Consider the following 24721-nt stretch of genomic DNA (forward strand, 5'->3'; position numbering starts at 1 on the left):
CTACCTGTACGACGGGGGCGGCTCGGTCACTTCTTGCTCGTCCTGATCTCGTGTGAAGGGAGTCCACCGGCCAATGGTTAACCGTCGCCGGCAGGCTGCTGTTGCCACCGCCACCATCGTCGCGCTGGCCGGCTGCGAGCCCGGCATGCCGACCGCCGCGCCCGTCGGCGTCGATGCCCCGGCCATGTTGTCCGCTGTGATCGACCAGGTGTATGGAACGCCGCAACAGCGTCTGGCCGGCGAGGAGCGGATGTGGCTCACCAGCCAGTCCGCGATCGCCGCCTGCGCGCGTACCAAGGGCGTCGTGTACGGCGTCACCCCCTATCAGCCGATGAGCCCGTCTACCGACCCTGCCCCCGGGGACCTGCTCGGATTTGCGCCCCACCGCGCCGACTTCGGGGTCGCCGCCCGTATCGAGATGCTGGCCAAGCGAGGTGAAACCCCCAACCCGGGTTTGCCTGCCGCCGCGGATGACCAAGCTCGCTGGTTCACTGCTGTGGAGTCCTGCCAGAACGCCGCCACCGCGGGTGAGAAGCTCAGGGTTCCCGACGGGCAGCAGGAACTGGAAGTCGAGCTGGTAGAGCTGCTCGGTAGCGTCCAGCAGCAGGCCGCACCGGACCTGACTCGCCAATACGCCGGCTGCATGAAGTCGGCCGGAATCGACGCCGGTGACCTGTCCGAGGCGTACCTGAAGGTCGAGCAGAGGTTTCCGCCTGTGTCATTCGAGCGTCCGTCGGACCCGACCGCCCTCCCTGAATGGGCCGGCGCTGTCGCATTCGAGAAGAAGGTAGCCGCTGCCGACTGGGCCTGCCGTGAATCACGGCTCGATGGAGTCGTCAACGCCGCCGCTGGCGACCTGCAGAAGTTCACTACCACCAACACCGCCCGGATCGCCCGAGTCGCCGATGGCTGGAAGGCGATGCCTGGCCTCGCACGGACGCTGCGCGCCACCGTCAAGGCCACACCCGCGAAGTGATGCCGTCCGCCGGGATTGGTGGGAAACGGGTCTGCCAAGCCCGGCCGGAGTCGCCTTTTCGATCGCAATTTGACTGATAGTCACGCTCCCATGTACCCCTTTGAGTTCGCACGGCGACCGGCTGGTCGGAAAGGTGGACGCCACGGCCGAGCGTCGGCGCGGCACATTCACCGTGCACGCCGTCCAAGAAGATGTGCCCCTCACCCTGCAGGTGAGCCGCGCCGTGCACGACGAGCTGCGCGACCTGGCGTCCTGGCTCTCGCTGACCCCGGAGGGTGTGGCTGACGGGTGATCGCCGAGGCCCCCGCGCCCCGACGAGCACCCGTCGCTGTCCACGATCCGAGGTCCCCGACTACGCGATCCGGCGGACCCGGCGCACGGCCAGGTAGAGCAGCAGCAGGGCGAGGGCGACGAAAATACCCGTCTCGATGCCCTGGAACAGCCAGAACCGGTCCGCCGGCTGGTACAGCTGCCAGTTGTACGCGCCCGGTTGGAGGCCCAGTTCGGCGCCGCAGACCCGACCGTCCGGGCCCTTGCCGCCCGGCGGGCACTGGATGCGGGTATCCTCCGCGATCATCGTCCCGTCCGGGTTACGGACGCCCTGGGCGAGGATCCAGTCCCCCCGGCTGATCTCCGGGGGTCCCTCCCTCTCGATCGGGAAGGTCTGGGTACGGGCGGTCTGGTAGTGCGGCCGGGCCAGGAGCGCCACCGCCGCTCGTACGCCGATGAACCCGGCGAGGGTGATGCCCATGGCGGGCAGCATCCGCTTCCAGACGGTGCCGGCGAAGACACCCAACGCCACGGCGAAAAGCGTGTAGCCGATCGGGACGATGCCCTGCAGATCGAAGACGACCATGCCGAGGCGACCTTCGTAAGCGGCCTGGGTCAGCGGCGCGACCCACCACGATATGCCCAGCCCGTAGCCGATCGCCAGGAGCAGCACAGCGGCTCCGACCAGCCCGAACTTCGTCAGCGCCCAGCGGGTGCGGCCGACGCCCTGGGTCCAGACGAACCGGTGCGTGCCCTGCTCCACCTCACGGGCGACCAGTGGCGCGCCCCAGAACAGGCCGACCAGCACCGGCAGGGTGATCAGCAGGACGGCCAGCAGATTGAGGCTGCCGTACTGGTTGCTGAAGCGGTGGAAGCCCGCGTCACATGCCTCGCGGGTCGACGCGGCCACGTCGGCACGGGCAAGCTGGCCAACGCAGTCCGCCAGCCCGAGGTCGGCGAAGGTGTTCCGCATCGACAGGCCGATCGGCACCAGCACGGCCGCGAGCACGGCGAACGCCAGCACTGTGAAAAGGGCCTGCTTGCGGTGTTGCCGCCAGGTCAACCAGATCATGCTGCCACCCCCCACTCGCTGTGACTGGTCTGCGCGGTGCCCTCGGCCAGGTAGGCCAGGACGACGTCCTCCAGGCTCACCTCGCGGATCGTCCAGGCCGGATCGTTGACCGGCCCGTCGGTGCGGACCAGCAGTGTCGACTGCCGGTCGGTGTGGCTGGCCCGGACGACGGCGGCGACGCCCCCGATCGGGCCGCCGTCGTGCCGTGGGCCGACCAGTTGGCGGTGCCCGGTGACCAGGTCGTCGACCGCGCCGGTGAGCTGTACCTTGGCGGCGTTCAACACGATCAGGTAGTCGCAGACGCGCTCCAGGTCGGCCAGCAGGTGCGAGGAGAGCAGGACGGTGGTCCCGGAATCCGCGACGCTGCCCATCAGGGACTGGAGGAACTCACGCCGGGCCAGCGGGTCGAGGCTGGCGACCGGCTCGTCGAGCAGCAGCAGCCGGGGCTGCTTGGCCAGCGCCAGGGCCAGCGCCACCTGGGCCCGTTGCCCACCGGAGAGCTTGCCCACGGGTCGGTCCGGTGGAATGCCGAGCTGCGCCAACCGGGTGCGGGCCAGGTGCGCGTCCCACCGCTTGTTCAGCTTGCCGCCGGCGACGACCAGCTCGGACGCCGTGAAGTCCCGGTAGAGCGGGGTGTCCTGGGCGACGAAGCCGATGTCGGCGAGGCCGTCCGTGTCGCCGTACGGCGATCGACCGAACACCCGTACCGTGCCCGCGTCGGGCTTGAGTAGCCCGACGGCCAGGTGTAACAGTGTGCTCTTGCCCGCGCCGTTGGGCCCGACCAACGCGGCGATCCGGCCGGCCGGCAGGCGCAGCGAGCAGTCCCGCAACGCCCAGGCCCGGCCGTACCGCTTGCCCAGCCGGTCCGCCTCCAAGACATGGTCCATTCTCTGTCCTCTCGTTCCGCTCACGCGGGTTCCTTCTGCGGGGTGTCTTCGGGGAGGGCGGCGCGCAGCGTGGTCTCCACCAGGGCGATGACGTCTTCGGCGGTGAGGCCGGCAGCCTGCGCCCGGTGCAGCCAGGCAACCAGGTCGTCGCGTAGCTCGGCCTGGTTGGGCAGCGACGCGCCGGCCAGGGTGCGCTGGACGAACGTGCCCACTCCGGGGCGGCCGCCGACCAGACCCTCGATCTCCAGTTCCCGGTACGCCTTCAGCACCGTGTTCGGGTTGATCGCCAGGGATTGCGCGACGTCCCGGACTTTCGGCAACTGGTCGCCCGGCGTCAGCAGCCCGACCCGCAGAGCCTGTTTCACCTGCTGCACGAGCTGCATGTAGGTATTCACCTTCGACCGGCTGTCCAGTACGAATTCGATCACTCGCGATAATCCCTCCTGTTGTCCTACGACAATAGGACTGACAGACAGCCTCGCCGGCACTGTCGCTCCTGTCAAGCACGACGCGACACGCGCCCGGCCCGACACGGCACGCCACGGGCGGCTGCCCGGCGTGTCGACCGGTCGGCACCAGCAGGCCAGAGGTTGGCACCGACGGGTCAGCGGCTCGGGAAGGAACCGGCAGCAACCAGGTGGAAGGGGAGGTGTGCGATGGTCGCCAACGAACTGACGACGCTGAGGGCTGCTCCGCTACAGGTGACCCGCGCGCGCCCGCGCACGCGGGCGGTTGATCCTGCTCGGCCCGGCGTTCGTCGCGGCCGTCGCCTACGTCGACCCCGGCAACTTCGCCACCGACTCCGCCGCGTCTGGGGCGTGGTGGTGGCGAACCTGATGGCGATGCTGGTGCAGACGCTCACCGCGAAGCTCGGTCTGGCCACCGGGCGCAGCCTGCCCGAACTGTGCCGGGAACGCCTACCGAAGCCCCTCGACAGGACCATGTGGGTACAGGCCGAGTTGGTCGCCATGGCCACCGACCTGGCCGAGGTGATCGGTGGCGCGGTCGCCCGGTACTTGCTCTTCGGCATCCCCCTGCTGCCCGGCGGGATCATCATCGGGCCACCGCGTTCGCCGTGCTCGCGCAGCGCTCGCGGGGCTTCCGCACCTTTGAGATCGCCATCGCCGCGGGGCTCGGCGTCATCGTCCTGGCCCTCCCGGCGAACCTGCTCGCCGCCGGCTCCGATCCGGGCTTCGCCGTGGCCGGCCTGGTGCGAGGGTGCCTGGCCAGGTCACTACCGTGCAGGAATCGCCGGCAATGCCGCCCTCAGCGGCCTCGCGGGGGCGGCATTGCCGGTGTGTGGTGTGCGGGTGTGGTCAGGTGCGGGTGGACCACTGTTGGTTGGTGCCGCCGTGGCAGGCCCAGAGGTGGATCTTGGTGCCGTTGGCGGTGCCGTAGGCGCTGGCGTCGAGGCAGAGTCCGGATTGGACGCCGGTGATGGTGCCGTTGGCGTTGAGGTTCCATTGTTGGTTGGTTTGGCCGTTGCAGTCCCAGATGATGGCTTGGGTGCCGTTGGTCGTGCCTGCGCCGCTGGCGTCGAGGCATTTGTTGCCGAGTACCTGGAGTTGTTTGTTGGCGGTGTAGGTCCAGCGTTGGGCGGTGTTGCCGAGGCAGTCCCAGAGTTGGACCTGGGTGCCGTTGGTGGTGGTGGCGTTGGGTACGTCGATGCAGCGGCCGGACTGCCCGCCGACGAGCTGGACGTTCTGTTGCGGGTTGCCTCCTGCGGCGGTGGCGTAGCCGGCGGCGTTGATGTTGGCCTGGACGGCGTTCTCGGTGGCCGCGGTCGGGTAGCCGGAGGTCAGCACACCTTCGTAGAAGGTCCCCCGGCCGGAGGTGCTGTTGTCGCCGCCGATGCCGAGCAGGATCGCACCCTCCTTCTTCATCGGGTGGTACCCGTTCGGACGTCGCCCGTCGAAGTAGGTCGTCAGAGCCCCTGACTGGCCGTTCCCGCCTCGGATGGCCCAGTGGTTCGACTCGCCCTTGACCATGGCGGTGACGAAGCGGTGGTTGATCGGCGCGATGTCGTTGTAGCCGGCGTTGACTCCGGAGAACAGCCCCCACTCCAGGTCGGCCATGATCCACGGGCCAGCCCCGGTGCCATAGCCCCACTGCTTGTTGGCACCGAAGTAGACGGTCTCCATGATGGCGGGCGCGTCAGCTTGGCCGTCGGTCTGTGCGTTGCCGTAGTCGAAGCAGCACCACTGGTTGTAGTGCGTGCCGTCGACGACCGCGTAGATGCCTTCGGGCTGGTCGCCGGTGGCGACGCCGTTGGTGTTGTTGTTGCGGTAGCCGGTGCCGGGGGTGATGTAGACGCCGTACGCCTTCTGTCCGCCAACGGTGATCGGGGCTGCCTTCGCGTCGGCGAGATTGTCCCATCCGCCGGGTCCGGGACCGGGCCAGTAGCCGGGCGGGGCCTGGGTGAGGCGGTTGTTGCGGCCGGACTGGTCGTAGATGATCGTGATGGCACAGGTGGTGTTGGCGCAGAACGTGTCCTGGGTGGCGGCGTTCGCGTAGCCGCCGGCGCTGAGCACGCCGATGTCGCGGGTGGTGTTGTCCGAGGAGCGTCGGACCTGGTAGAGCGGTCCGTTGTACGCGCCGTAGAGGGCGCGGGTGGTGCTGTGCGCGGCGACGCATGGTGTGCCGCCGGTGGCGTAGATGTCACACGGGCCGGTGCCGGCGGCGTGGGCGACGCCCGGTGCGTCCGAGACCACATAGGCCCCAGCACCGACAGCGAGGACCAACGTGACGCCCGCCGCTGCCATGACGCGACTCAGCCTTCTCTTCACACTCATCGAATCCTCTCCTGGTGCGGCGGCGGTGGGATGGGGCGGTGGCGGATCGAGGCTGGTGGTGCCGCCTCTGCCGGGATCGGGACGGATGCCAGGCTGATCTACACCGCATGCGGCGCGGGGGACGCTCACGGAGCGTTGTGCCGGCGAATCGATTCGAACGGATCGTAGAACCAGGGAGTGAAGGTTGTCAATGAATCCACGGGGTGGCGAACCGGGGTTTCGCCTGCCAGTGAGAGTGTGCCGGTGACTCGTTCGATCAGCGCGCCCGAAGGGGGCCTGCCGTCCGAACCGATCCGTCGAACCGGTTCGAGGAAGCCGGATTTGCCGCACTGCTGTTCCAGTTGCCCTCGTAGCGCGGGGCCGATGGTCCGGGTCCACAGACTCCTGCAACGCGTGGTCCGGGAAGCCACCCTCACCGACCACACCGCGCAGCCAGCCGGAGACCCGCCTGTGGGCCGGGCGGGGCCGCCCGGTCAGGGGAGGTTGGCGGCGCGGCGGTCGAGTCGGGCCTCGATGGTCTGCGCCGCCTTGCGCAGCGGCGCCTGTAACCGCCCCTGGTCGAGGTCGCGGTGTTCCGAGTTGGACGGGATGGAGATCGCCGCGATCACCCGTCCGGTGTGGTCGTGCAGGCCGGTGGCGATGCAGGAGACCCCGATCTGCCGTTCCTCCCGGTCGTACGCGAAGCCGGTGCGGCGCACGTCGGCAAGCTCGGCGCGCAGCAGCGCCGGTGAGGTGCGGGTGTACCTGGTCAGCGGCTTCAGCCCCTGCGCGATGACCTCTTCGATCAACGACTCGGGCGCACCGGCCAGGAGGATCTTGCCGAGGCTGGTGGCGTAGAGCGGGTTGCGGGTGCCGGGGCGGGTCCGGACCCGCCCGTCAACGTGGCTGATCTTCAACAGGTAGATCAGCTCGGTGCCGTCACGTACTGCGAGATGGGCTTGGAAGCCGGTCTCCGCTACGAGCCGTTCCATCGGCACCTGTGCCTGCTCGGTGAGCGCGCGCAGTAGTGGAACCTGGGCGCCCACCTCGAACATCCAGATCGAGAGCCGGTACTGCCCGCTGTCGGTCCGTTCGACCGCCCCGGCGGCGGTGAGGCTGACCAGGAGTCGGTGCGCGTTCGCCCTGGTCAGGCCGAGCAGCTCCGCGCACTGGCTGACTCCGACCTGACGGTGGGTCCGGAACAGGTCGAGGACACGGAACGCCTTCAGCACGGTCAGTGACGGATCGGTGCTCATCTCGTACCTCTTCCTTCAGGGGGGAGCCGACTACGGAGGGTGGTTGGCTTGGGGAAGGAGGTGACGCGGGTAACGCGGAATTTACTACAGGCATCTCGTAATCCGATACATCGTCGTGTACGTCGCACCCAGTTCAGGGCCATAGTCCCGGTCAGGCGCCGCGGCCGGAAGCAGGCCCTGAGGGGGAGTGAATGTTCAAGAGCATCAACCGCGTACCGGAACGAGTGTCACCCAGCGTGCGCGACCGACTCGGGCGGATCGACACGGCCACGCTCTCCGACGCGATGGGTCGTCACGGAGCGATGTCACACCGGATGCGACCGCTCGACCTCGACAGCAAGCTCGTCGGCACCGCCGTCACGGCGCACTGCCCGGAGGGCGACAACCTGATGGTGCACAAGGCGCTGCAGCTCGGCGAGCCCGGTGACGTGCTGGTGGTGGACACCGGCGGGACCTACGACGCCACCGTGCTGGGCCGGAACATGTCGCTCTTCGCGCACCGGGTCGGGTTCGTCGGCGCGGTGATCGACGGCAGCGTCCGGGACCGGTCCGGGATCATGGCGATCCCGTTCCCGGTGTTCTGCGTCGGCATCGTGCCCCGGTCGGCGGTGAAGCACTCGGTCGGCTCGGTCAACGTGCCGGTGACCTGCGGCGGTGTCGTGGTCAGCCCGGGCGACGTGATCGTCGGCGACGAGGACGGCGTGGTGGTGGTCCCGCGCGGCGTCGCCGAGCAGGTGGCGGAGGCGGCCGAGGCCCGCCTGCGGATGGAGGAGCAGCAGAAGCAGGACGTCCAGGACGAGGATCTGCCACTGGAGATCCTTTATGGCCGGACCTGGGTCGACGAGCGGATGCGCCCGGCCATGGCGGAGCCCTTCCAGATCCCCGGCAACCTCGACGACGGGAACCGGGCCGCGACCGACGACGGGAACGAGGCCGTGACCGGTAACGGGGGCCTGGCCTCATGAGCCTCGCCGTCGCCATCGTCGGGTCGGGGAACATCGGCACCGACCTCATGGTCAAGATCCAGCGGTCCGCCGGGCTGGAGCTGGTCGCCATGGTCGGCGTGGACCCGGCCTCCGAGGGGCTCGCCCGGGCCCGCCGGGCGGGCGTGCCGGCCTCCGCCGAGGGGGTGGACTGGCTGCTGCGCCATCATCCGCTGCCGGACCTGGTCTTCGAGGCGACGTCGGCGGCGGCGCACCTGGTCCACCACGCCCGGTACGCCGAGGCGGGCATCCCGGCGGTGGACCTCACCCCGGCGGCGGTGGGCCCGTTCGTCGTCCCCTCGGTCAACCTCGACCAGCATCTGAATGCCCCGAACGTCAACATGATCACCTGCGGCGGGCAGGCCACCATTCCGATCGTCGCCGCCGTCTCGGCAGTCACCCCGGTCAGTTACGCGGAGATCGTCGCGTCCATCGCGTCCCGCTCGGCCGGACCCGGCACCCGGGCCAACATCGACGAGTTCACGGCCACCACCGCCCGGGGCGTCGAGACCATCGGTGGTGCCGCCGCCGGTAAGGCGATCATCGTCCTCAACCCGGTGATCCCACCGATGATCATGCGGGACACGGTGTTCTGCGCGATCGACCCGGACGCCGACCGGGACCGGGTGACCGGGTCGATCCGGTCGATGGTGGACCGGGTCGCCGGCTACGTGCCGGGCTACCGCCTGGTCGCCGAGCCGCAGTTCGACGACCCGCGCCCCGACTGGCAGGGGCAGGCACGGGTGACCGTCCTGCTGGAGGTCGAGGGACGCGGCGACCACCTGCCGCCGTACGCGGGAAACCTCGACATCATGACCGCCGCCGCCACCCGGGTCGGTGAGCGGATCGCCGCCGCGCGGGCGGAGGTGGCGTCGTGAGCGGCACCCGGATCCGGATCACCGACACCACGCTGCGCGACGGCAGCCACGCCATGCGCCACCAGTTCCGGCCCGCACACGTCCGGGCCACGGTCCGGGCGCTGCGCGCGGCGCACGTGCCGGTCATCGAGGTCACCCACGGCGACGGTCTGGCCGGTTCCTCGTTCAACTACGGCTTCTCCGCCACCCCGGAACTCGACCTGATCGACGTCGCCGTCGCCGAGGCCGGCCCGGCCACGATCGCCGCGCTGCTGCTGCCCGGGGTGGGCACCGCCGACGAACTGCGCGCCGCCGTTGACCACGGGGTCGACCTGGTCCGGGTGGCCACCCACTGCACCGAGGCGGACATCGCCGCCCAGCATCTCGGGCTGGCCCGCTCGCTGGGGGCCGAGACGGTCGGCTTCCTGATGATGTCGCACATGATCGGGCCGGAGCAGCTCGCCCGGCAGGCCCGGATCATGGCGGACGCCGGCGCGCAGTGCGTCTACGTCGTCGACTCCGCCGGCGCGCTGCTCCCCGACGACGCCGCTGCCCGGGTCGCCGCCCTGCACGCCGAGCTGGGCGACCACGCCCAGGTCGGCTTCCACGGGCACAACAACCTGGCCATGGGGGTGGCCAACTCGGTGGCCGCCGTCCGGGCCGGCGCCCGGCAGATCGACGGCGCGACCCGGGCTCTCGGCGCGGGCGCCGGCAACTCACCGACCGAGGTGCTCACCGCCGTCTTCGACCGGCTGGACATCGTCACCGGGGTCGACCTGGGCGCGATCCTGGACGCCGCCGAGGACGTGGTCCTGCGGTACGTCGACCGGGAGCCGGTGATGGATCGGGCCTCGATCGTCATGGGCTACGCCGGCGTCTACTCCAGTTTCCTGCTGCACGCCGAACGGGCCGCCCGGCGGTACGGCGTGCCCAGCCACGAGATCCTCCGCGAGGCCGGTCGACGCCGGTACGTGGGTGGTCAGGAGGACCTCCTGATCGACGTCGCCGTGGCGCTCGCCGCCGCCCGCTCCCCGTCACCCACCGCCACCACCGATAGAGAGGTCCACGCTGATGCCACACCCTCGTCGTAGATATCTGGCGGCTGCCGCCGTCGTCCTGCTCGCGATCACCGGCTGCGGCGACCGCGGTGGTGAGGCCGCCGAGGTCGCCGCCCCCGACGGACTGGAGAGCGCCGCCAAGGAAGAGGGCACCGTCACCCTCTACAGCTCCGTGGAGGAGGACGCCACCGCCACGTTCGCCAAGTCCTTCACCGACAGGTACGACGTCGAGGTGCAGGTCGTCCGGCTGACCAGCGCCCAACTCGCCCAGCGGTTCGCCGCCGAGGCGCAGGCCGGGGCGCCGGCCGCCGACGCGCTGCTGATCTCGCGTACCGGCTTCACCGCCGACGCGATCGAGAGCGGCTGGCTGGTGCCACTGGCTGACGCGGGGCTGCCCGACTTCCCCGGCAACCTGGACGAGCGGTTCGTGCTGCCCGACGAGGGCACCGCCATCTCGATCATCCAACCGGCCGGGATCGCCTACAACACCGACCTGGTGCCGGCCGGCGAGGCCCCGAAGACCTGGGCGGACCTGCTCGACCCGAAGTGGAAGGGCCGGATCGCCATTCCCGACCCGGCGTCGTCCGCGTCGTACATCGGGGAGTGGCTGGTGGTGGCGGAGGCCAGCGGACCCGACTTCCTCCAGCGCTTCGCCGCCCAGGACCTCAAGAAGTACGCCAGCGGGGTGCCGGCCGCGGCGGCGGTGGCCGCCGGCGAGGCGGCGTTCTGCGTGATGGGTCTCGCCTCGCACATCGTGGACCCGAAGGCCAAGGGCGCGCCGATCGAGTTCGTCGCCCCGCCGCTGACCAGCGGCGCGGAGGTCGTCCCCGGGGTGGCGGCCAACAGCAGACACCCGAACGCGGCTCGGCTGCTCATCCAGTACGCGCTCTCCGCCGAGGGCAGCAAGGTCCTCGCCGACGCGGCCGGCGCGGTCTCCCCCTACGACACCACCAACCTGCCGACCGAGTACGTCTCGCCCGACCTGGCCGGCGCCAAGACCAAGCAGGCGCAGGTCATCGGAAACCTCGGGCTGAGCTGATGGGGGCGCGCCGATGGTGATGCTCGCTCCGCCCGGGCCGGACGCCGAGCCGGAGATCTCCGCGCCGGCCCGGGCGGCCCGCCGCCGGATCACCCCGTTCACCACGATCGCGGTCACGGTGGCGACGGTGCTCGCGGTCCTCGCCACCTACCCGATCCTGCGGGTCGCGGTCGGGCTGGTCTACGTCGACGGTCGGCTCACCGTGGAGCCGATCCGGGACGTCCTGGCCGTCCCCGATCTGGTGACGCTGATCGTCAACACCCTGGTCGCGGTCGTGGTGAGCGGCGTGGTCGCGCTGGTCGTCGGGTCGATCCTGGCCTGGCTCAACGAGCGGACCGACGCCCGGGTGGCCGGGCTGACCGACTCGATGCCGATGATCCCGTTTCTGCTGCCGCCGATCGCCGGCGCGGTCGGCTGGGTGCTGCTGCTCTCCACCAACGCGGGTCTGCTCAACGCGTTCATCCGCTGGGTGCTCGGCGGGGTCGGCATCGAGCTGACCGAGGGCCCGTTCGACATCTTCTCCTGGCCCGGCCTGATCTTCGTCTACACGCTCTACCAGGTCCCGTACGTGTTCATGCTGGTCACCACCGGGCTGCGCAACGCCGACGCGAGTCTGGACGAGCAGTCCCGGATCAGCGGGGCCGGTCGACTGAAGACGCTGTGGAGGGTCACCCTTCCCGCGATCCGGCCCAGCATCGGCGGGGCGATCCTGCTGATGTGCTGGCAGGGCTTCTCGCTCTACTCGGTGCCGGTGATCATCGGCTCGGGCGCGGGCATCGACGTGATCTCGGTACGGATCGTGGACCTGCTGTCGTTCACGTACCCGCCGGAGACCGCGACCGCCGTCGGGCTGAGCTTCATCGTGCTGCTGTTCGTCGGCGTGATGTGGTACCTCCAGTCGCGGATGCTGCGCAGCGGCCGGCACGCCACCGTCGGCGGCAAGGGGCAGCGTTTCACCCGGCAGGAGCTGGGCGGCTGGAAGTGGCCGGCCCGACTGCTCATCCTCGGCTACGGTGCGCTCGCCGTGGTGCTGCCGGCGATCGGACTGCTGCTGGTCTCGCTGAACGGCTTCTGGACCCCGAAGATCAACTGGACCGGGCTGAGTCTCGACTCGGTCCGCGAGTCGGTCTTCGAGGACGGCCAGACGCTGACCGCCGTGCAGAACAGCCTCTGGCTCGGCATCGCCGGAGCGACCATCGGCATGGTCGCCGCCGCGCTGGTCGCCCTGCTCGTGGTCCGGTCGAAGCGGCGGGCGGTACGGGCGCTGGACGGCGCGATCAAACTGCCTTCGGTCTTCTCGCACCTGGTGATCGCGGTCGGGATGATCCTCGCGTTCGGCGGCCCGCCGTTCTACCTCGGCGGCACCACGATGATCCTGCTGCTCGCGTACATCAGCATCTATCTGCCGCAGGGCTCGGTCGCCGCCGACTCGGCGGCCAGCCAGGTCGGCGGTGACCTGGCGGAAGCCTCCCAGATCAGCGGTGCCGGCGGCGGAAAGACCTTCCGCCGGGTGTACCTGCCGCTGATGGTGCCGGGCCTGGTCGCCGGCTGGGCCTTCCTGTTCGCCCGGATGGTCGGCGACCTCACCGCCACGGCGGTGCTCGCCGGCACCACGAACATGGTGGTCGGTTTCCGCATCCTGCAGATCTTCGAGAACGGCTCCTACGCGGAACTCGCCTCGCTGTCCGTCGTCCTGACCGCCGTCACCGCGCTGGTCGTCGGTCTCTGCCTCGCCTACTCCCGCTGGCAGGGCCGTTGGCAGGGCACCGGCGGGCGGACCAAGGGCAACCGATGACAATCCACGACTCCGGAGGTGACAGGGGCATGGTCGCACCCGCCCAGGTCGAGAGCACCACCGCCAGCACGGTTACGCCACCGGCGGGCCCCATCGTGCGGGTCCGGGACCTGTCCAAGCGGTTCCGCCGCGCCGACGGCGCCGAGACGAAAGCCGTCGACAGCGTCTCGTTCGATGTGGCGCGGGGCGAGTTCCTGGTCCTGCTCGGCCCGAGCGGCTGCGGCAAGACCACCCTGCTGCGCATGATCGCCGGACTGGAGACGCCGGACGCCGGCACCGTCGAGATCGACGGCCAACCGGTGTACGACCACAGCCGACGTCTGGTCGTCCCGCCCGAGAAACGGCGGATCAGCATGATCTTCCAGTCGTACGCGCTGTGGCCGCACATGACGGTGGCGCAGAACGTCGCGTATCCGCTGGAGAACCGGGCGCGGAAACTGCCCCGCCCGGAGATCGCCGCCCGGGTCCAGGCCAGCCTCGACCAGGTCCACATCGGCGAGCTGGGCCGGCAGTACCCCGGCCAGATGAGCGGTGGCCAGCAGCAGCGGGTGGCGCTGGCCCGGGCTCTGGTGGCCGGCAACGACCTCATTCTCTTCGACGAGCCGCTGTCCAACGTCGATGCCAAGGTCCGGGAGCAGCTGCGCGCCGAACTCGTCTCGATGCAACGGGAGCTGGGCTTCGCGGCCGTTTACGTCACCCACGACCAGCACGAGGCGATGGGGCTGGCGCACCGCATCGCGGTGATGGGGGAGGGACGGTTCGCCCAGCTCGGCGGCCCCCGCGACATCTACCACGACGCGACGTCCCGGTACGTGGCCAACTTTGTCGGCACCAGCAACGAGCTGCCGGGCCCCGTCACCGGGCCGGACGGCGCCGGGCTGGCCGCCGTCCGCACCGCCCTCGGCCCGGTACGCGGCCGGCTGGCCTCCGACCAGCTCCGCGACGGCGACCAGGCGATCGCGCTGTTCCGTCCCGAACGGGCCCACATCGCCCCCGCCACCGGCGCTTCCGCCGAGAACGACGGCGCGGCCACCTTCACCGGGACGCTCAAGGCGGCGCTGTTCCTCGGCCCGCACACCGAGTACACCGTGACCTGCGGTGAGCACGTGCTGCGGGTCTGGAGCAACATCCGCACCGAGCTGCCGGAGGGCGCCACCGTCGAGGTCACCGTCGACGCGGCCGACGTCCGCATCCTTCAGCCGTGAACCCCGCCCACGAACCAGGGAGAACCATGAGCGACTACGACTACGACGTCCTCGTCGTCGGGGCCGGCAACGCCGCCTTCTCGGCCGCGCACGCCGCCCGGGAGCAGGTTTCCCGGGTCGGCATGCTGGAGAAGGCGACCACGGCGGAACTCGGCGGAAACTCCTACTTCACGCTCGGATCCTTCCGGGCCACCTACCACGGCCTCGACGACCTGCGCCCGATCCTCAGCGAGCTCGACGAGCGCGAGGCCGACCGGTACGACCTGGACCCGTACCCGGTGGAGAGCTTCGCCGCCGACATGCTCCGGCTCACCCGGGGCCGGACCGATCCGACCCTGATGCGGATCCTCGTCGAGGACTCCTTCCCCACCCTCCGGTGGCTGCACGGGCACGGGGTCAAGTTCAAGCTCCAGTCCGACAATCAGGTCTTCGAGGTCAACGGCCGGAAGAAGTTCTGGGGCGGCGGCACCATCGCCACCGTCGGCGGCGGCATCGGGCTCATCGAGCAGCACCTCGCCGCCGCCAAGGCCACCGGCATCGACGTGCGCGCCGAACACCAGATGACCGGCTTCCTGGTCGGCCCGACCGGGGCCGTGGAGGGCGTGGTGTGCCGCACCCCACAGGGCGAACGGCAGATCCGCGCCCGCGCGGTGGTGCTCGCCTCCGGCGGCTTCGAGGCCGACGCCCGGCTGCGGGCGGTGCACCTCGGCCCCGGCTGGGACACCGCCAAGGTGCGCGGCAGCCGGCACAACACCGGCGAGGGCCTGATGAGCGCGCTCGGCATCGGTGCGCAGGCGTACGGCAACTGGTCCGGCGCGCACGCGGTGGCCTGGGACATCAACGCCGGTCCGTACGGCAACCGGGTGCTCACCAACAAGCTGCAACGGCACTCGTACCCGTTCGGGATCACCGTCAACGTGGAGGGCGACCGGTTCGTCGACGAGGGGGCGGACTTCCGCAACTACACGTACGCCAAGATCGGGTCGGCGATCCTGCGGCAGACCGGCGGCCTCGCGTACCAGATCTTCGACCAGCGCGGCGTCGGCCTGCTTCGCACGGACTACGGCCACGACGGGGCCAGCCAGGTCGTCGCCGACTCGATCCGCGAGCTGGCCGAGAAGCTCGACCTGAACCCGGACCGGCTGGAGCGGACGATCAGCGGGTACAACGCGTCGGTCGGCGACCGACCGTTCGACCCGACCGTGCTGGACGGGCTGGCCACCAGCGGCCTCCAACCACCCAAGAGCAACTGGGCCCAACCGATCGACCGGCCCCCGTACGTCGCGTTCCCGGTCGGCTGCGCGATCACCTTCACCTACGGTGGAGTCCGCGTCGACGAGGACGCCCGGGTGCTCAACCAGGCCGACCAGCCGATCCCCGGCCTGCACGCGGCCGGCGAGGTGGTCGGCGGCCTCTTCTACGACAACTACCCCGGCGGCAGCGGGCTGATGTCCGGCGCGGTCTTCGGCCGCCGGGCCGGCCGGACCGCCGCCCGGCACAGCCGGGACCGGGGATGACCGGACCGGCCACCGTCCTGCTCGGCGACACCGGGGTACGGGCGCCCCGGGTCGTCCTGGGCACCGCCACCTTCGGCGCGCAGTGCGACGAGGCGACCTCCCGGGACATCCTGGACCGGGCGCTGGAGCGGGGCATGTCCTGGCTGGACACCGCGACCAGCTACCCGCTGGGCAGCGGCGCGGACGCCGTCGGCGGCACCGAGGAGCTGCTCGGCCGGTGGCTGCCCGGCCGGCGCGACCAGGTCTTCCTGGCCACCAAGGTCTACAACCGGACCGGGCCCGCCCCCTGGCAGCTCGGCCTGTCCCGCAAACACCTGCTGGCCGCCGTCGACGGGTCGCTGGCCCGACTCGGCACCGACCACATCGACCTGCTGCAACTGCACCGGTACGACCGATCGACGCCGATCGAGGAGACCCTGGCCGCGCTGGACACGCTGGTCCGCGCCGGCAAGGTCCGGTACGTGGGCTGCTGCAACTTCCTGGCGTACCAGCTCGCCCGGGCGCTCACCCTCGGCGAGCTGGCCGGGCTGCCCCGGCTGCGCACCGCGCAACTGCGGTACAGCCTGGTGCGACGCGGCGCGGAGATCGAGGCGTTCCGGCTGTGCCGGGAGCAGCGGGTCGCCGTGCTCGCGTTCAACCTGCTCGCCGGCGGCGTTCTGACCGGCCGGTACGACCGCAACCGGCCACCACCGGCGGGCAGCCGGTTCGCGGTGGGCGCGGCCGGCCGCCGCTACACCGAGCGGTACTGGACCGACGCCACGTTCGCCACCGTCGACGCCCTGTCGACGGTGGCCGCGCGGGCCGGGAGCACGCTCGCCGTGCTGGCCACCGCCTGGGGGCTGCGCCACCCGGACGTGACCGCGCCGATCGTCGGGGTGAGCCGGGTCGACCAGCTCGACGCGGTCACCGACGCGCTGGAGTTGGAGCTGCCCGACGACGTGTGGACCGAGGTGGACCGGCTCACCGCCGGACACCGCCACCAGGTCGAAGACATCGAGTTCGAGTCGAGCTGACGAGGAGATCCATCCTGATGAGCACCACCCCCGAGCGGTCCTTCCCGTTCCTGCGCCTCAACGAGCGGCCGGACAAGCCGCGCACCGTCGGGCTTACCGAGATCCGCGGTCCCTACTACACCTCGTTCGGTCCGGACCACCTGCGTGACCTGCTGGAGTCCGTCGGCCCGCACGTGGACTCGTTCAAGTTCCCCGGCGCGTCGATGCCGCTGATGTCTGAGGCGACCCTGAAGAAGTTCATCGACGTCTGCCACGACCACAACGTCGAGGTCTCCACCGGCGGGCTCATCGAGTTCGTGCTGACCCGGGGCCCCGACGCGGTGGAACAGTACTTCCAGGCCATCGCCCGGTACGAGTTCGACATCGTGGAGATCTCCGTCGGCATGCTGGCCATCGCCGCCTCCGACTACCTGCGGCTGATCGAACGCGGACGCAAAGCCGGACTCAAGGTGAAGGCCGAGGTCGGCATCCAGTTCGGGGCCGGCGGCACCTCGTCGGTGGAGGAGCTCGCCGCCGAGGGCACCGGCGACCCGAGCTACGCGGTGCAACGCGCCCGCCGCGCGTTCGACGCCGGCGCGAACCTGGTCATGCTGGAGTCCGAGGGGATCACCGAGCAGGTCCGCGCCTGGCGCACCGACGTGCCGGCGCTGTTCATCGCCGAGTTCGGCCTGGAGTCGGTGATGTTCGAGGCCGCCGACCCGCCGGTCTTCGAGTGGTACGTGAAGAACTACGGCCCCGAGGTCAACGTCTTCATCGACCACAGCCAGGTCTACCAGCTCGAATGCCTCCGCTCCGGGATCTGGGGCACCAAGGGCCTCTGGGGCCGGGTCGTCAGCTACAAGGGGTGACCCGCCGGGCCGTCGGGTGGCCGCTGCTCGTCCAGGCCGGCCTGGTGCTGGGCGGGTACGCGGCCGTCCGCCCGATGACCGGGTACCGGGCCATCGAGTTGCAGGCCGGCAACACCGGCATCGGGCTGCTCGCGGCCAGCTTCTCGGTACTGCCGTTGCTGCTCGCGTACCCGGTGGGCCGGCAGGCCGACCGGTTCGGCCCGGCCCGGCTGATGGTGGTCGGCGTCGTGCTGTTCACCGGGGCGGGAGTGCTCGCCATGCTGGCCGGCAGCCTGCCGGTGCTGCTGGTGGCCAGCGCGCTGCTCGGTCTCGGCCAACTCGTCAGCGTCGTCGGCCAGCAGGCCACCGTCGCGGTGAGCGGCACCGCGAACCTCGACCGTGGTTTCGGCCTGCTCACCGCGGCCGGGGCGGTCGGGCAGGCGGTCGGCCCGCTGCTGGCTGCCGGGGCGGCGAGCGTCCCGGGCGTCGGCCCGTCACCGGCGGCCGTCGGGCTGGCCGTCGGCACGGCGATCTGCGCCGCCTCGGCGCTTTGCCTGAGACCATTGCTGCGGGCCGCGCCCCGGTCCCGCGCCCCGGCCCCCCGGTCGTCCTGGCGGGTGGCGGCCGGCATGGTCGGCGTACCCGGGATGGCCGCGACTCTGGTCGCCGGCGGCGTGGTGCTGGCGGCGCTCGACCTGCTCTCTGTCTTCCTGCCGGCCTGGGCCGACGAACGCGGCGTCCCGGTCGCGGCGGTGGGCGGGCTGCTCGCGCTGCGGGCAGTGGTCACCCTGCTCGCCCGGCTGGTCGTCGACCGGGTGGTGGCCCGCGCCGGCCGTCGGCTGACCATGGTGGCCTCGATCGCCGTCGCCGGGCTCGGCCTGCTGGTGCTGCCGCTGGTCCGGCTCCCCGGCGCCGCCGTGATCATGCTGCTCCTCGGGATCGGGCTGGGCGTGGCGCAACCGCTGGCAATGTCCTGGGTGGCCGACGCCGCCCGCCCCGGCACCCGGGGCGCCGCGATGGGCCTGCGGCTGACCGCGAACCGTCTCGCCCAGACCGCGCTGCCGGTCGCGGTGGGCGCCTTCTCCGCCGGCGCGGCCGGCGTGTTCTGGGCGGTCGGCGCGCTGCTCGCCCTCTCGGCGGGCGCCCTGCTCCGGATGCCTCCGGACCGAACCCGGCCGCCCGCTCCACCGGCGAAGGGACTGTAGAAAGGCCAGTTCCGCTCAGCGCTCATGACAGCTCGCCCGGTTACCGCGGGCGGACGATCGGGTCGTAGACCCGGGCCGCGCCGTCGACCAGGTCGAGCGGGCCACGAGCCGATCGGCGCGACGGCTGGCCTACAGGTGCAGCGGCACGATGAGGATCGTTGCGCAGTCGGGTGGGCCCGGGGGCACCCATACCCGCAGTCGGACCGATGTGTCCTTCTCGCGTGTGTGAAGGTACACAATCCACGAGCCCTTGGTGGCGCGCTCCGTGGAGAGCGTCCGCGATGGGTGGTAGCCAGCCGCGATGACGGCAGCTCTCGCCGCCTCGACAGCCTCCTCGACAGTGAGCGGTGCGTCAGCCGACGGAGCGCGGCGGCGCCATCGCTCTGTTACCAGCCGAAACATCCGCCTCGCGGTGGCCACGACACCCGCGTCGATCCGGTTGCCGACCACCCCGCCGGCCGCGGCGGCACCGAGGAACTTCGCGACCTCCACGACGATGTCGTGGCTGGGCGCGGAAAGCGGTGGGTTCGCAGCGAGGTCGGAGAGACGGTGACGGTCAAATGCGATGCACGCCTCGGCGGGTCCGCAGTCCACTGGTTCGCGCAGCAGCGCGCCATAGGCGAGGAGCATCCGCCGCAGGAAACCTCGAGAGACGACCTCGTCGCATCCGGCGAGATGCGCCGCGAGGGCAACTGCCCCCTCGTCGAACTGATCCGCATCCTCGGATTGGAGCTTGCGAGGCTCATCCTGGAGCTGCTCGCTGTGCGGACAGCTGAAGCCAAGGCAATAGTCACTCGCGATCCGGGCCCCTGGCCCCCACTGCCAGGACATGTCGTAGCCCGACACCTCGTGGCGAATCTTTCCGGCCAATGCTGCCTTCAGCCGAGGCTGACCGGTGACATGTCGATCCTCGTCGTAGGCAACCATTCCCCACCGAAATCTCCAATGCCGTGAGGTGATGGTAACCGCAGTCCGCCACGGGACAGATGAACACGGCGAGTATCCGAGGGGCTGATCACCAGGCGCAGGGCGCGTAGTCCTTCAGGAAGCAGCCGTACAGGTCTTCGCCCTGCTCGCCGCGGACGATCGGGTCGTAGACCCGGGCCGCGCCGTCGACCAGGTCCAGCGGGGCGTGGAAGCCGGCGTCCGCCAGTCGCATCTTCGTCGGGTGGGGCCGCTCGTCGGTGATCCAGCCGGTGTCGACGCTGGTCATGAGGATGCCGTCGGCCAGCATCTCCTGGGCGCTGGTTCGGGTGAGCATGTTCAGGGCGGCCTTGGCCATGTTGGTGTGCGGGTGTCCCGGCCCCTTGTAGCCGCGGGCGAACTGGCCCTCCATCGCCGACACGTTCACCACGTACTTCCGGCGGGCGGTCGCTGCGGCCATCGCCGGTCGCAGTCGACTGACCAGTACGAACGGCGCGGTCACGTTGCACAGTTGCACTTCGAGCAGCTCGACCGGGTCCACCTCGTGCACCCGCTGCACCCAGCTGTTTGTCGGGTCGAGGTCCGGCACCAGACCGCCGGCGTCGATGGCGGTGGCTGCCGCGATCCGTTCCGGCGAGGCGGAGCCGCCGGTCAGCGCCAACGCGGTGAGCGCCTGCGGGGTGACCGTGGCCGGCTGCGGCGGGGCGATCATTCCCGCTGGGTCGCCCTGGCCGGTGGGTTTGGCGAACGTGATCAGCTCCGGCAAGGGGCCGTCCGGCAGGGCCGCCGTCTCCGCGGCGACGAGTTGGGCGTACGCCCCGGGCGTGCGGCGGACGGTCTGCGCCGCATTGTTGATCAGGATGTCGAGTGGTCCCTGGGCGCTGACCGAGTCGGCGAGGGCGATGACCTGGGCGGGGTCGCGCAGGTCGATCCCGACGATCCGCAGGCGGTGCAGCCAGTCCCCGCTGTCCGGCATCGCGGCGAATCGGCGGACCGCGTCGTGCGGGAACCGCGTGGTCACCGTGGTGTGCGCGCCGTCGCGCAGCAGCCGCAGCGCGATGTACATGCCGATCTTGGCTCGGCCGCCGGTGAGCAACGCGCGCCGGCCGGTCAGGTCGGTGCGGGCGTCGCGGCGCTCCCGGTTGAGCGCGGCGCAGGGTGGGCAGAGCTGGTGGTAGAAGGCGTCCACCTGGTGGTAGCGCTGCTTGCAGACGTAGCAGCCGCGCGGATGGTGCAGGAAGCCGGCCGTGGCGCCGGCGGTGGGGGAGGCGAGCGGGATGCCCTGGGTCTCGTCGTCGATCCGGCCCGGGGCGCCGGTGGCGGTGGCCGCCGTCACCGCGCGGTCGGCAGCCGCGATGGCATCGCGCCGTGCCTCGCGTCGCCGCTGCTTGATCACCTTGTAGAGCTTCGCGGTGGCCCGTTGCACCCGCACCACGTCGGGATGATCGGGAGGCAGGTTCTCCAACGCCTCGAAGACGCTGAGGCAGGTCTCCAGCCGTCCGCGGTCAATGCCGTCTCGACCTGTTTCGTTAAGGTTGTCCGCCGTCATACGTCGCTGTCTCGTCCCGTTCCCTGCGCCGGATCCACCCGGCCCACCCCACGTCCGACCCGGAACTGTACGCACCGCACCGCCTCGGACGCACCGGGGTGATTGATCGACCGAACGGCTAATCCAGGTACGTCTATGTGGTGGCTAGGCTGGCGTTGCATTGAGTCATCACTTGGCTACGTTGGGAGAGTTCCATGCGTACCACCGTCAAGGTCCTTGCCGCGTCCGCCCTTGCCGCTCTGGGCCTCGCCACCGCCGGTGCCACCCCGGCCCTCGCCGCCGCCCCGGCGCCCTTCTGCGAGTCCGGCGCCTCCCAGTTCTACTGCGACGGCAGCAGCACCGGCACGACGACCTGGAACGTCGCCTGGTACTCCGGCAGCGTCGGCACCTTCACGACCGCCGGGTCGACCCTCTTCGCCGCCTGCCCGGCCAGCAACCTCGGTCACCCCGTGCGGGCCAGCTACAGCTACTTCGACGGCAGCACGACCCAGTACAGCGGCACCACCCAGTTCATCTGCCGCAGCGGCCCCTGGCAGTAGGGCCGTCCCGCCGGCGTACGGGTCACCCGCGCGCGCTCTTTCCATCGACCTGGGGTGGTGCCGGAGCAGCAATGGGATGGCCGGCCGGCGCCGCCTGCGATCGCTCGACCCCCACCATGTTCCGGGACCGCCGGGGACCCTTCGGCAACCGACCACCACCTATCCGAGGAGCTAGCTCATGTCCATGGTCCGACGACTCACCGCCGCTGCGGCGCTCGCCACGGCGATGCTGGCATCGAGCCTCAGCGCCGCCTCTCCGGCTTCGGCTGCCCCGCCGCCCGGGGTGCAGGTCTTCACCGGCTACGGCATCAGCTCGATCCCGCAGATCGCGTTGATCAACGCCCAGAACCAGGCCCGTAACCTGGCCTATGCCGCGGGTTATCCGGAGCCGTTCATCCAGTGCGCCAACGGGGCGTCCTGGGTGACGCAGCCGATGCCCAACTTCTACTCGGCGCAGGCCCAGATCATCTGCGCCGCGTGAAAGCTCCCCCGGGTGAGCGGGGCGAAGTGTCGATCGTGCCAGGGCTGCTGCCAAGCGCAGCCTGCCGTGGTGAGCACACCCGGCGACGACTGCACGGCGACGCTCCCACGTAAGCGTATGGGGATACGGCGGCCGGCGGGCCCATCGGAAGCTCGCCGGCCGACTGCCGGTGCGCTCGGCCCGCAATGGGTCACCGGGCAGCCAGGCCCGGAAACAGCCGACAGCGAGCCTCCGGCCCGACGCGCTATTGGACCGGAAAGTCCTCTGACCTCGCATTGGCCATGTCATTTCTGTTAACCGCAATTGACATTTGTGTGAAGTCCACGGCGGTTCCGTCACCGCCCGTGACGAAGCGCAGGATCCGTCCCACCCGGCGGATCGACGATCTGCCACGGCCCGCCAACGAGCTTGTTTACATTGAGCCATATCATTTGCTAGTGTCCCCGATACGAAAAGCTACAAGCCATGCGGGCAGGCTTTATTCAGCCGCACGTCACCCCGACCCCATGTCGATCACTCAGTGGCCCGAAAGTGGAGGTCGGCTGTGCGTACGCTGCTGCTCTTCGATGGCCTTGGCGGCACCAACGACAATCTCCTGCCGGCGGTCCGCAGCCTTTTCGCCATTCCCGAGAATGCGGCTTACTGCCAGGCGGTGCGGGAGACCCTCGACCAGGTGGCGGCCTATCTCGACCCGCCGACACCGACACCGAGCGGGCCGGCGGACCTTCCGCTGCGGCAATGGCTGGCCCCGGCGACCGGCGCCCCCGACGAGGTCCTGCGCAACTCGGTCTCCGCCGGGCTCTGCGTGCACATCCTCCAGGTCTGCCACCTCCAACCGGCTCGGCACCGCGCGGAGGGCGTCGTCGGGTCGCTGGGCCACAGCATCGGTCTGCTGGCCGCCATGATCGCCGGAATGCGGCTGCGACGGATGGACGAGTTCCTGGACGTGGCCTCCGTGTGCCTGCGGTTGTTAGCGCTAACCCTGGTCCGGGGACATCAGCTCACCACCGCCGCCACACCCGACGCCGACGCCGTCGACCGCTACCTGGCCAGGGCCCGTCGGGGTGCCCCACCTGGGCCGATGGCCGCCCTTGCCGGCCTGCCCCGGGACGATCTGCGCGGCATCGTCGAGACGTTCAACACCGGCGGGGCGTCGCTTTCGGTGAGCCTGGCCAACTCACCGGACACCTACGTGCTCAGCGGCCCGGCGGGGGAGTTGCTCGACCTCTACTTCGACCACGAGGCGCTGTTCGAGCGGACCGGCGTGAGCTGGGCGTTCCTGACCACCACCATCCCGTTCCACAGCGCGCACCTCGCGCCGGCGGCGGAGCGGGTCGGCGGCGACCTGCACTTCATCGGCGACCTGCCGGGCGGCGACAGACTGCGGCTGCCGGTGTACGCCACCGACGGCCCACGCAATCTCCAGGGGTCGTCGGATCTGGTGGAGGAGTTCCTCACCCAGGTGCTGCTCCGCCCCATCGAATGGGAACTCGTGACGCGACACGCAATCGACGACGCGGCCGTCGACCGCATCGTGGACTGCGGGCCGGGGCCGGCCGCACGACGGTTTACCAGGGAGTGCCTGCGAGGCAGCGCGCAACGTCTGGTGTTCGAGCCGATCCAACAATTTTCCGCTGCCCAGGCGACAGGAGGCCAGCATGCAGTGTCTGCTCTTTCCCGGCCAGGGCGTGCAGCGCAAAGGAATGGGCGCTGATCTCTTCGCCCATTTTCCGGAGACGACCGCGCTGGCGGACGGGATTCTGGGTTACTCCATCGAGGAGCTGTGCACCCGGGATCCGCACAGAAGGCTGCGCGACACCCAATTCGCCCAGCCCGCCGTCTTTGTGGTCAACGCATTGCTGGGAATGCAGCGGGCCAACGAGCAGCCGGACGCCTACCGGTTCTTCGCCGGACACAGTCTGGGCGAGTACAACGCACTGGTCGCGGCGGGCGTGCTCGATTTCGGCACCGCGCTGCGGCTGGTACGACGCCGAGGAGAGCTGATGGCCGGCGTCACCGGCGGAGCCATGTCGGCGGTGCAGGGGGTGCCGGCCGCCTTCGTCGAGCGCGTCCTGCGGGAAACCGGTCTGTCCAGCGTCCACGTGGCGAACCTGAACGCCGACACGCAGACCGCGATAGCCGGCGACCGGGTCGAGGTCGCCGTCGCGGCCAAGGCGATCGGCGCCCTGCCCGGTGCCCGAGTCGTCCCGCTCAACGTCAGCGGGCCGTTCCACAGCCCCCTGATGGCGCCGGTCGAGCCCGCACTGCGCGAACTGCTGCGAGCCTGCGTGTTCGCCGACGGCCACGGCACCGTGGTGTCCAGCGTGACCGGTGCGGTCTTCCGCCCCGACGAGGGCGCCGAGCTGCTGGCCCGCCAGGTGTCCACCCCGGTGCAGTGGGTGCGCGCGGTCACCACGCTGCGGGCGGCGGGCGTGACCCGGTTCGACGAGGCACACGGAAGCACCCTGACCGCGCTGGTGAGCAGGATCCACTGAAG

The 24721-nt window shown here is 70.5% G+C and carries 23 protein-coding genes and 1 pseudogene; 17 read left to right on the forward strand and 7 right to left on the reverse strand.

Annotation, left to right across the window (positions count from 1 at the left end; genetic code table 11):
- Window positions 1–73: 73 nt before the first annotated feature.
- Both O7602_RS09000 and O7602_RS09005 read left to right on the forward strand, forming a co-directional pair.
- Window positions 74–976 carry a hypothetical protein gene (locus O7602_RS09000; RefSeq protein ID WP_281587814.1) on the forward strand — a complete coding sequence of 301 codons (903 nt, stop codon included), beginning with the start codon at window positions 74–76 and terminating at the stop codon, window positions 974–976.
- Between the two features lie 100 nt (window positions 977–1076).
- On the forward strand, window positions 1077–1268 hold the full coding sequence (locus tag O7602_RS09005; protein WP_281587816.1) for a hypothetical protein: 192 nt from the start codon (window positions 1077–1079) through the stop codon (window positions 1266–1268).
- A 60-nt stretch (window positions 1269–1328) separates the two neighbouring features.
- Here the strand turns inward: O7602_RS09005 and O7602_RS09010 are convergent, their stop codons facing one another.
- The 3 genes from O7602_RS09010 to O7602_RS09020 are packed head-to-tail and all read right to left on the reverse strand — an operon-like array spanning window position 1329 to window position 3633.
- Entirely contained in the window at window positions 1329–2318 is a 990-nt protein-coding gene (locus O7602_RS09010; protein WP_281587818.1) for a transporter, read from the reverse strand.
- Complete coding sequence (locus tag O7602_RS09015; protein WP_281587820.1) at window positions 2315–3205, reverse strand: ABC transporter ATP-binding protein; 891 nt, start codon at window positions 3203–3205, stop codon at window positions 2315–2317. The genes O7602_RS09010 and O7602_RS09015 overlap by 4 nt, the downstream gene beginning before the upstream one ends.
- Before the next feature lie 20 nt (window positions 3206–3225).
- Window positions 3226–3633, reverse strand: a complete 408-nt coding sequence (locus tag O7602_RS09020) for a GntR family transcriptional regulator (RefSeq protein WP_281587822.1) — start codon at window positions 3631–3633, stop codon at window positions 3226–3228.
- Window positions 3634–3861: 228 nt separating this feature from the next.
- Here O7602_RS09020 and O7602_RS09025 point away from each other — a divergent pair.
- Window positions 3862–4382: pseudogene (locus O7602_RS09025) on the forward strand (Nramp family divalent metal transporter); the annotation flags it as partial.
- A gap of 139 nt (window positions 4383–4521) precedes the next feature.
- Here O7602_RS09025 and O7602_RS09030 read toward each other — a convergent pair.
- Both O7602_RS09030 and O7602_RS09035 read right to left on the reverse strand, forming a co-directional pair.
- Entirely contained in the window at window positions 4522–5997 is a 1476-nt protein-coding gene (locus tag O7602_RS09030; RefSeq protein WP_281587824.1) for an arabinofuranosidase catalytic domain-containing protein, read from the reverse strand.
- Window positions 5998–6470: 473 nt separating this feature from the next.
- On the reverse strand, window positions 6471–7232 hold the full coding sequence (locus O7602_RS09035) for an IclR family transcriptional regulator (protein WP_281587825.1): 762 nt from the start codon (window positions 7230–7232) through the stop codon (window positions 6471–6473).
- Between the two features lie 236 nt (window positions 7233–7468).
- Between O7602_RS09035 and O7602_RS09040 the strand changes: the two genes are divergently transcribed.
- The 10 genes from O7602_RS09040 to O7602_RS09085 are packed head-to-tail and all read left to right on the forward strand — an operon-like array spanning window position 7469 to window position 18731.
- Window positions 7469–8197, forward strand: coding sequence for an RraA family protein (locus tag O7602_RS09040; RefSeq protein ID WP_281587826.1), 729 nt, complete (start codon window positions 7469–7471; stop codon window positions 8195–8197).
- Window positions 8194–9093: an acetaldehyde dehydrogenase (acetylating) gene (locus O7602_RS09045; RefSeq protein WP_281587828.1), complete on the forward strand. Its 900-nt coding sequence runs from the start codon at window positions 8194–8196 to the stop codon at window positions 9091–9093. Before O7602_RS09040 ends, O7602_RS09045 begins: the two co-directional genes overlap by 4 nt.
- 53 nt (window positions 9094–9146) lie before the next feature.
- Window positions 9147–10163, forward strand: coding sequence for a 4-hydroxy-2-oxovalerate aldolase (gene dmpG / locus O7602_RS09050; RefSeq protein WP_281590223.1), 1017 nt, complete (start codon window positions 9147–9149; stop codon window positions 10161–10163).
- Complete coding sequence (locus tag O7602_RS09055; RefSeq protein WP_281587830.1) at window positions 10144–11169, forward strand: extracellular solute-binding protein; 1026 nt, start codon at window positions 10144–10146, stop codon at window positions 11167–11169. Before dmpG ends, O7602_RS09055 begins: the two co-directional genes overlap by 20 nt.
- Window positions 11170–11182: 13 nt before the next feature.
- The gene (locus O7602_RS09060) at window positions 11183–12964 is read left to right on the forward strand and encodes an iron ABC transporter permease (RefSeq protein ID WP_281587832.1); all 1782 of its coding nucleotides are present in this window, start codon (window positions 11183–11185) and stop codon (window positions 12962–12964) included.
- Window positions 12965–12993: 29 nt separating this feature from the next.
- Window positions 12994–14169 carry an ABC transporter ATP-binding protein gene (locus O7602_RS09065; RefSeq protein WP_281587834.1) on the forward strand — a complete coding sequence of 392 codons (1176 nt, stop codon included), beginning with the start codon at window positions 12994–12996 and terminating at the stop codon, window positions 14167–14169.
- 26 nt (window positions 14170–14195) lie between these two features.
- Complete coding sequence (gene tcuA, locus O7602_RS09070; protein ID WP_281587836.1) at window positions 14196–15686, forward strand: FAD-dependent tricarballylate dehydrogenase TcuA; 1491 nt, start codon at window positions 14196–14198, stop codon at window positions 15684–15686.
- Window positions 15683–16699, forward strand: a complete 1017-nt coding sequence (locus O7602_RS09075; RefSeq protein WP_281587838.1) for an aldo/keto reductase — start codon at window positions 15683–15685, stop codon at window positions 16697–16699. The genes tcuA and O7602_RS09075 overlap by 4 nt, the downstream gene beginning before the upstream one ends.
- A 17-nt stretch (window positions 16700–16716) precedes the next feature.
- Entirely contained in the window at window positions 16717–17547 is an 831-nt protein-coding gene (locus O7602_RS09080) for a phosphosulfolactate synthase (protein ID WP_281587839.1), read from the forward strand.
- Window positions 17544–18731, forward strand: coding sequence for an MFS transporter (locus tag O7602_RS09085; protein ID WP_281587840.1), 1188 nt, complete (start codon window positions 17544–17546; stop codon window positions 18729–18731). The genes O7602_RS09080 and O7602_RS09085 overlap by 4 nt, the downstream gene beginning before the upstream one ends.
- Before the next feature lie 129 nt (window positions 18732–18860).
- On the opposite strand, the gene O7602_RS09090 is transcribed toward O7602_RS09085, so the two are convergent.
- The gene (locus tag O7602_RS09090) at window positions 18861–19658 is read right to left on the reverse strand and encodes a hypothetical protein (protein WP_281587841.1); all 798 of its coding nucleotides are present in this window, start codon (window positions 19656–19658) and stop codon (window positions 18861–18863) included.
- 88 nt (window positions 19659–19746) lie between these two features.
- Window positions 19747–21204: an SDR family oxidoreductase gene (locus tag O7602_RS09095; protein ID WP_281587843.1), complete on the reverse strand. Its 1458-nt coding sequence runs from the start codon at window positions 21202–21204 to the stop codon at window positions 19747–19749.
- Between the two features lie 194 nt (window positions 21205–21398).
- Between O7602_RS09095 and O7602_RS09100 the strand changes: the two genes are divergently transcribed.
- The 4 genes from O7602_RS09100 (at window position 21399) to O7602_RS09115 (ending at window position 24719) form a co-directional block, all read left to right on the forward strand.
- A complete protein-coding gene (locus O7602_RS09100) occupies window positions 21399–21743 on the forward strand; it encodes a hypothetical protein (RefSeq protein WP_281587845.1) in 345 nt (114 codons plus the stop codon).
- A 178-nt stretch (window positions 21744–21921) separates the two neighbouring features.
- A complete protein-coding gene (locus O7602_RS09105; RefSeq protein WP_281587846.1) occupies window positions 21922–22224 on the forward strand; it encodes a hypothetical protein in 303 nt (100 codons plus the stop codon).
- A 544-nt stretch (window positions 22225–22768) separates the two neighbouring features.
- A complete protein-coding gene (locus tag O7602_RS09110) occupies window positions 22769–23938 on the forward strand; it encodes a hypothetical protein (RefSeq protein WP_281587847.1) in 1170 nt (389 codons plus the stop codon).
- Complete coding sequence (locus tag O7602_RS09115) at window positions 23883–24719, forward strand: acyltransferase domain-containing protein (protein WP_281587849.1); 837 nt, start codon at window positions 23883–23885, stop codon at window positions 24717–24719. The genes O7602_RS09110 and O7602_RS09115 overlap by 56 nt, the downstream gene beginning before the upstream one ends.
- The last annotated feature ends 2 nt before the right edge of the window (window positions 24720–24721 follow it).

The organism is Micromonospora sp. WMMD1128, from assembly GCF_027497235.1.
GTDB lineage: Bacteria > Actinomycetota > Actinomycetes > Mycobacteriales > Micromonosporaceae > Micromonospora.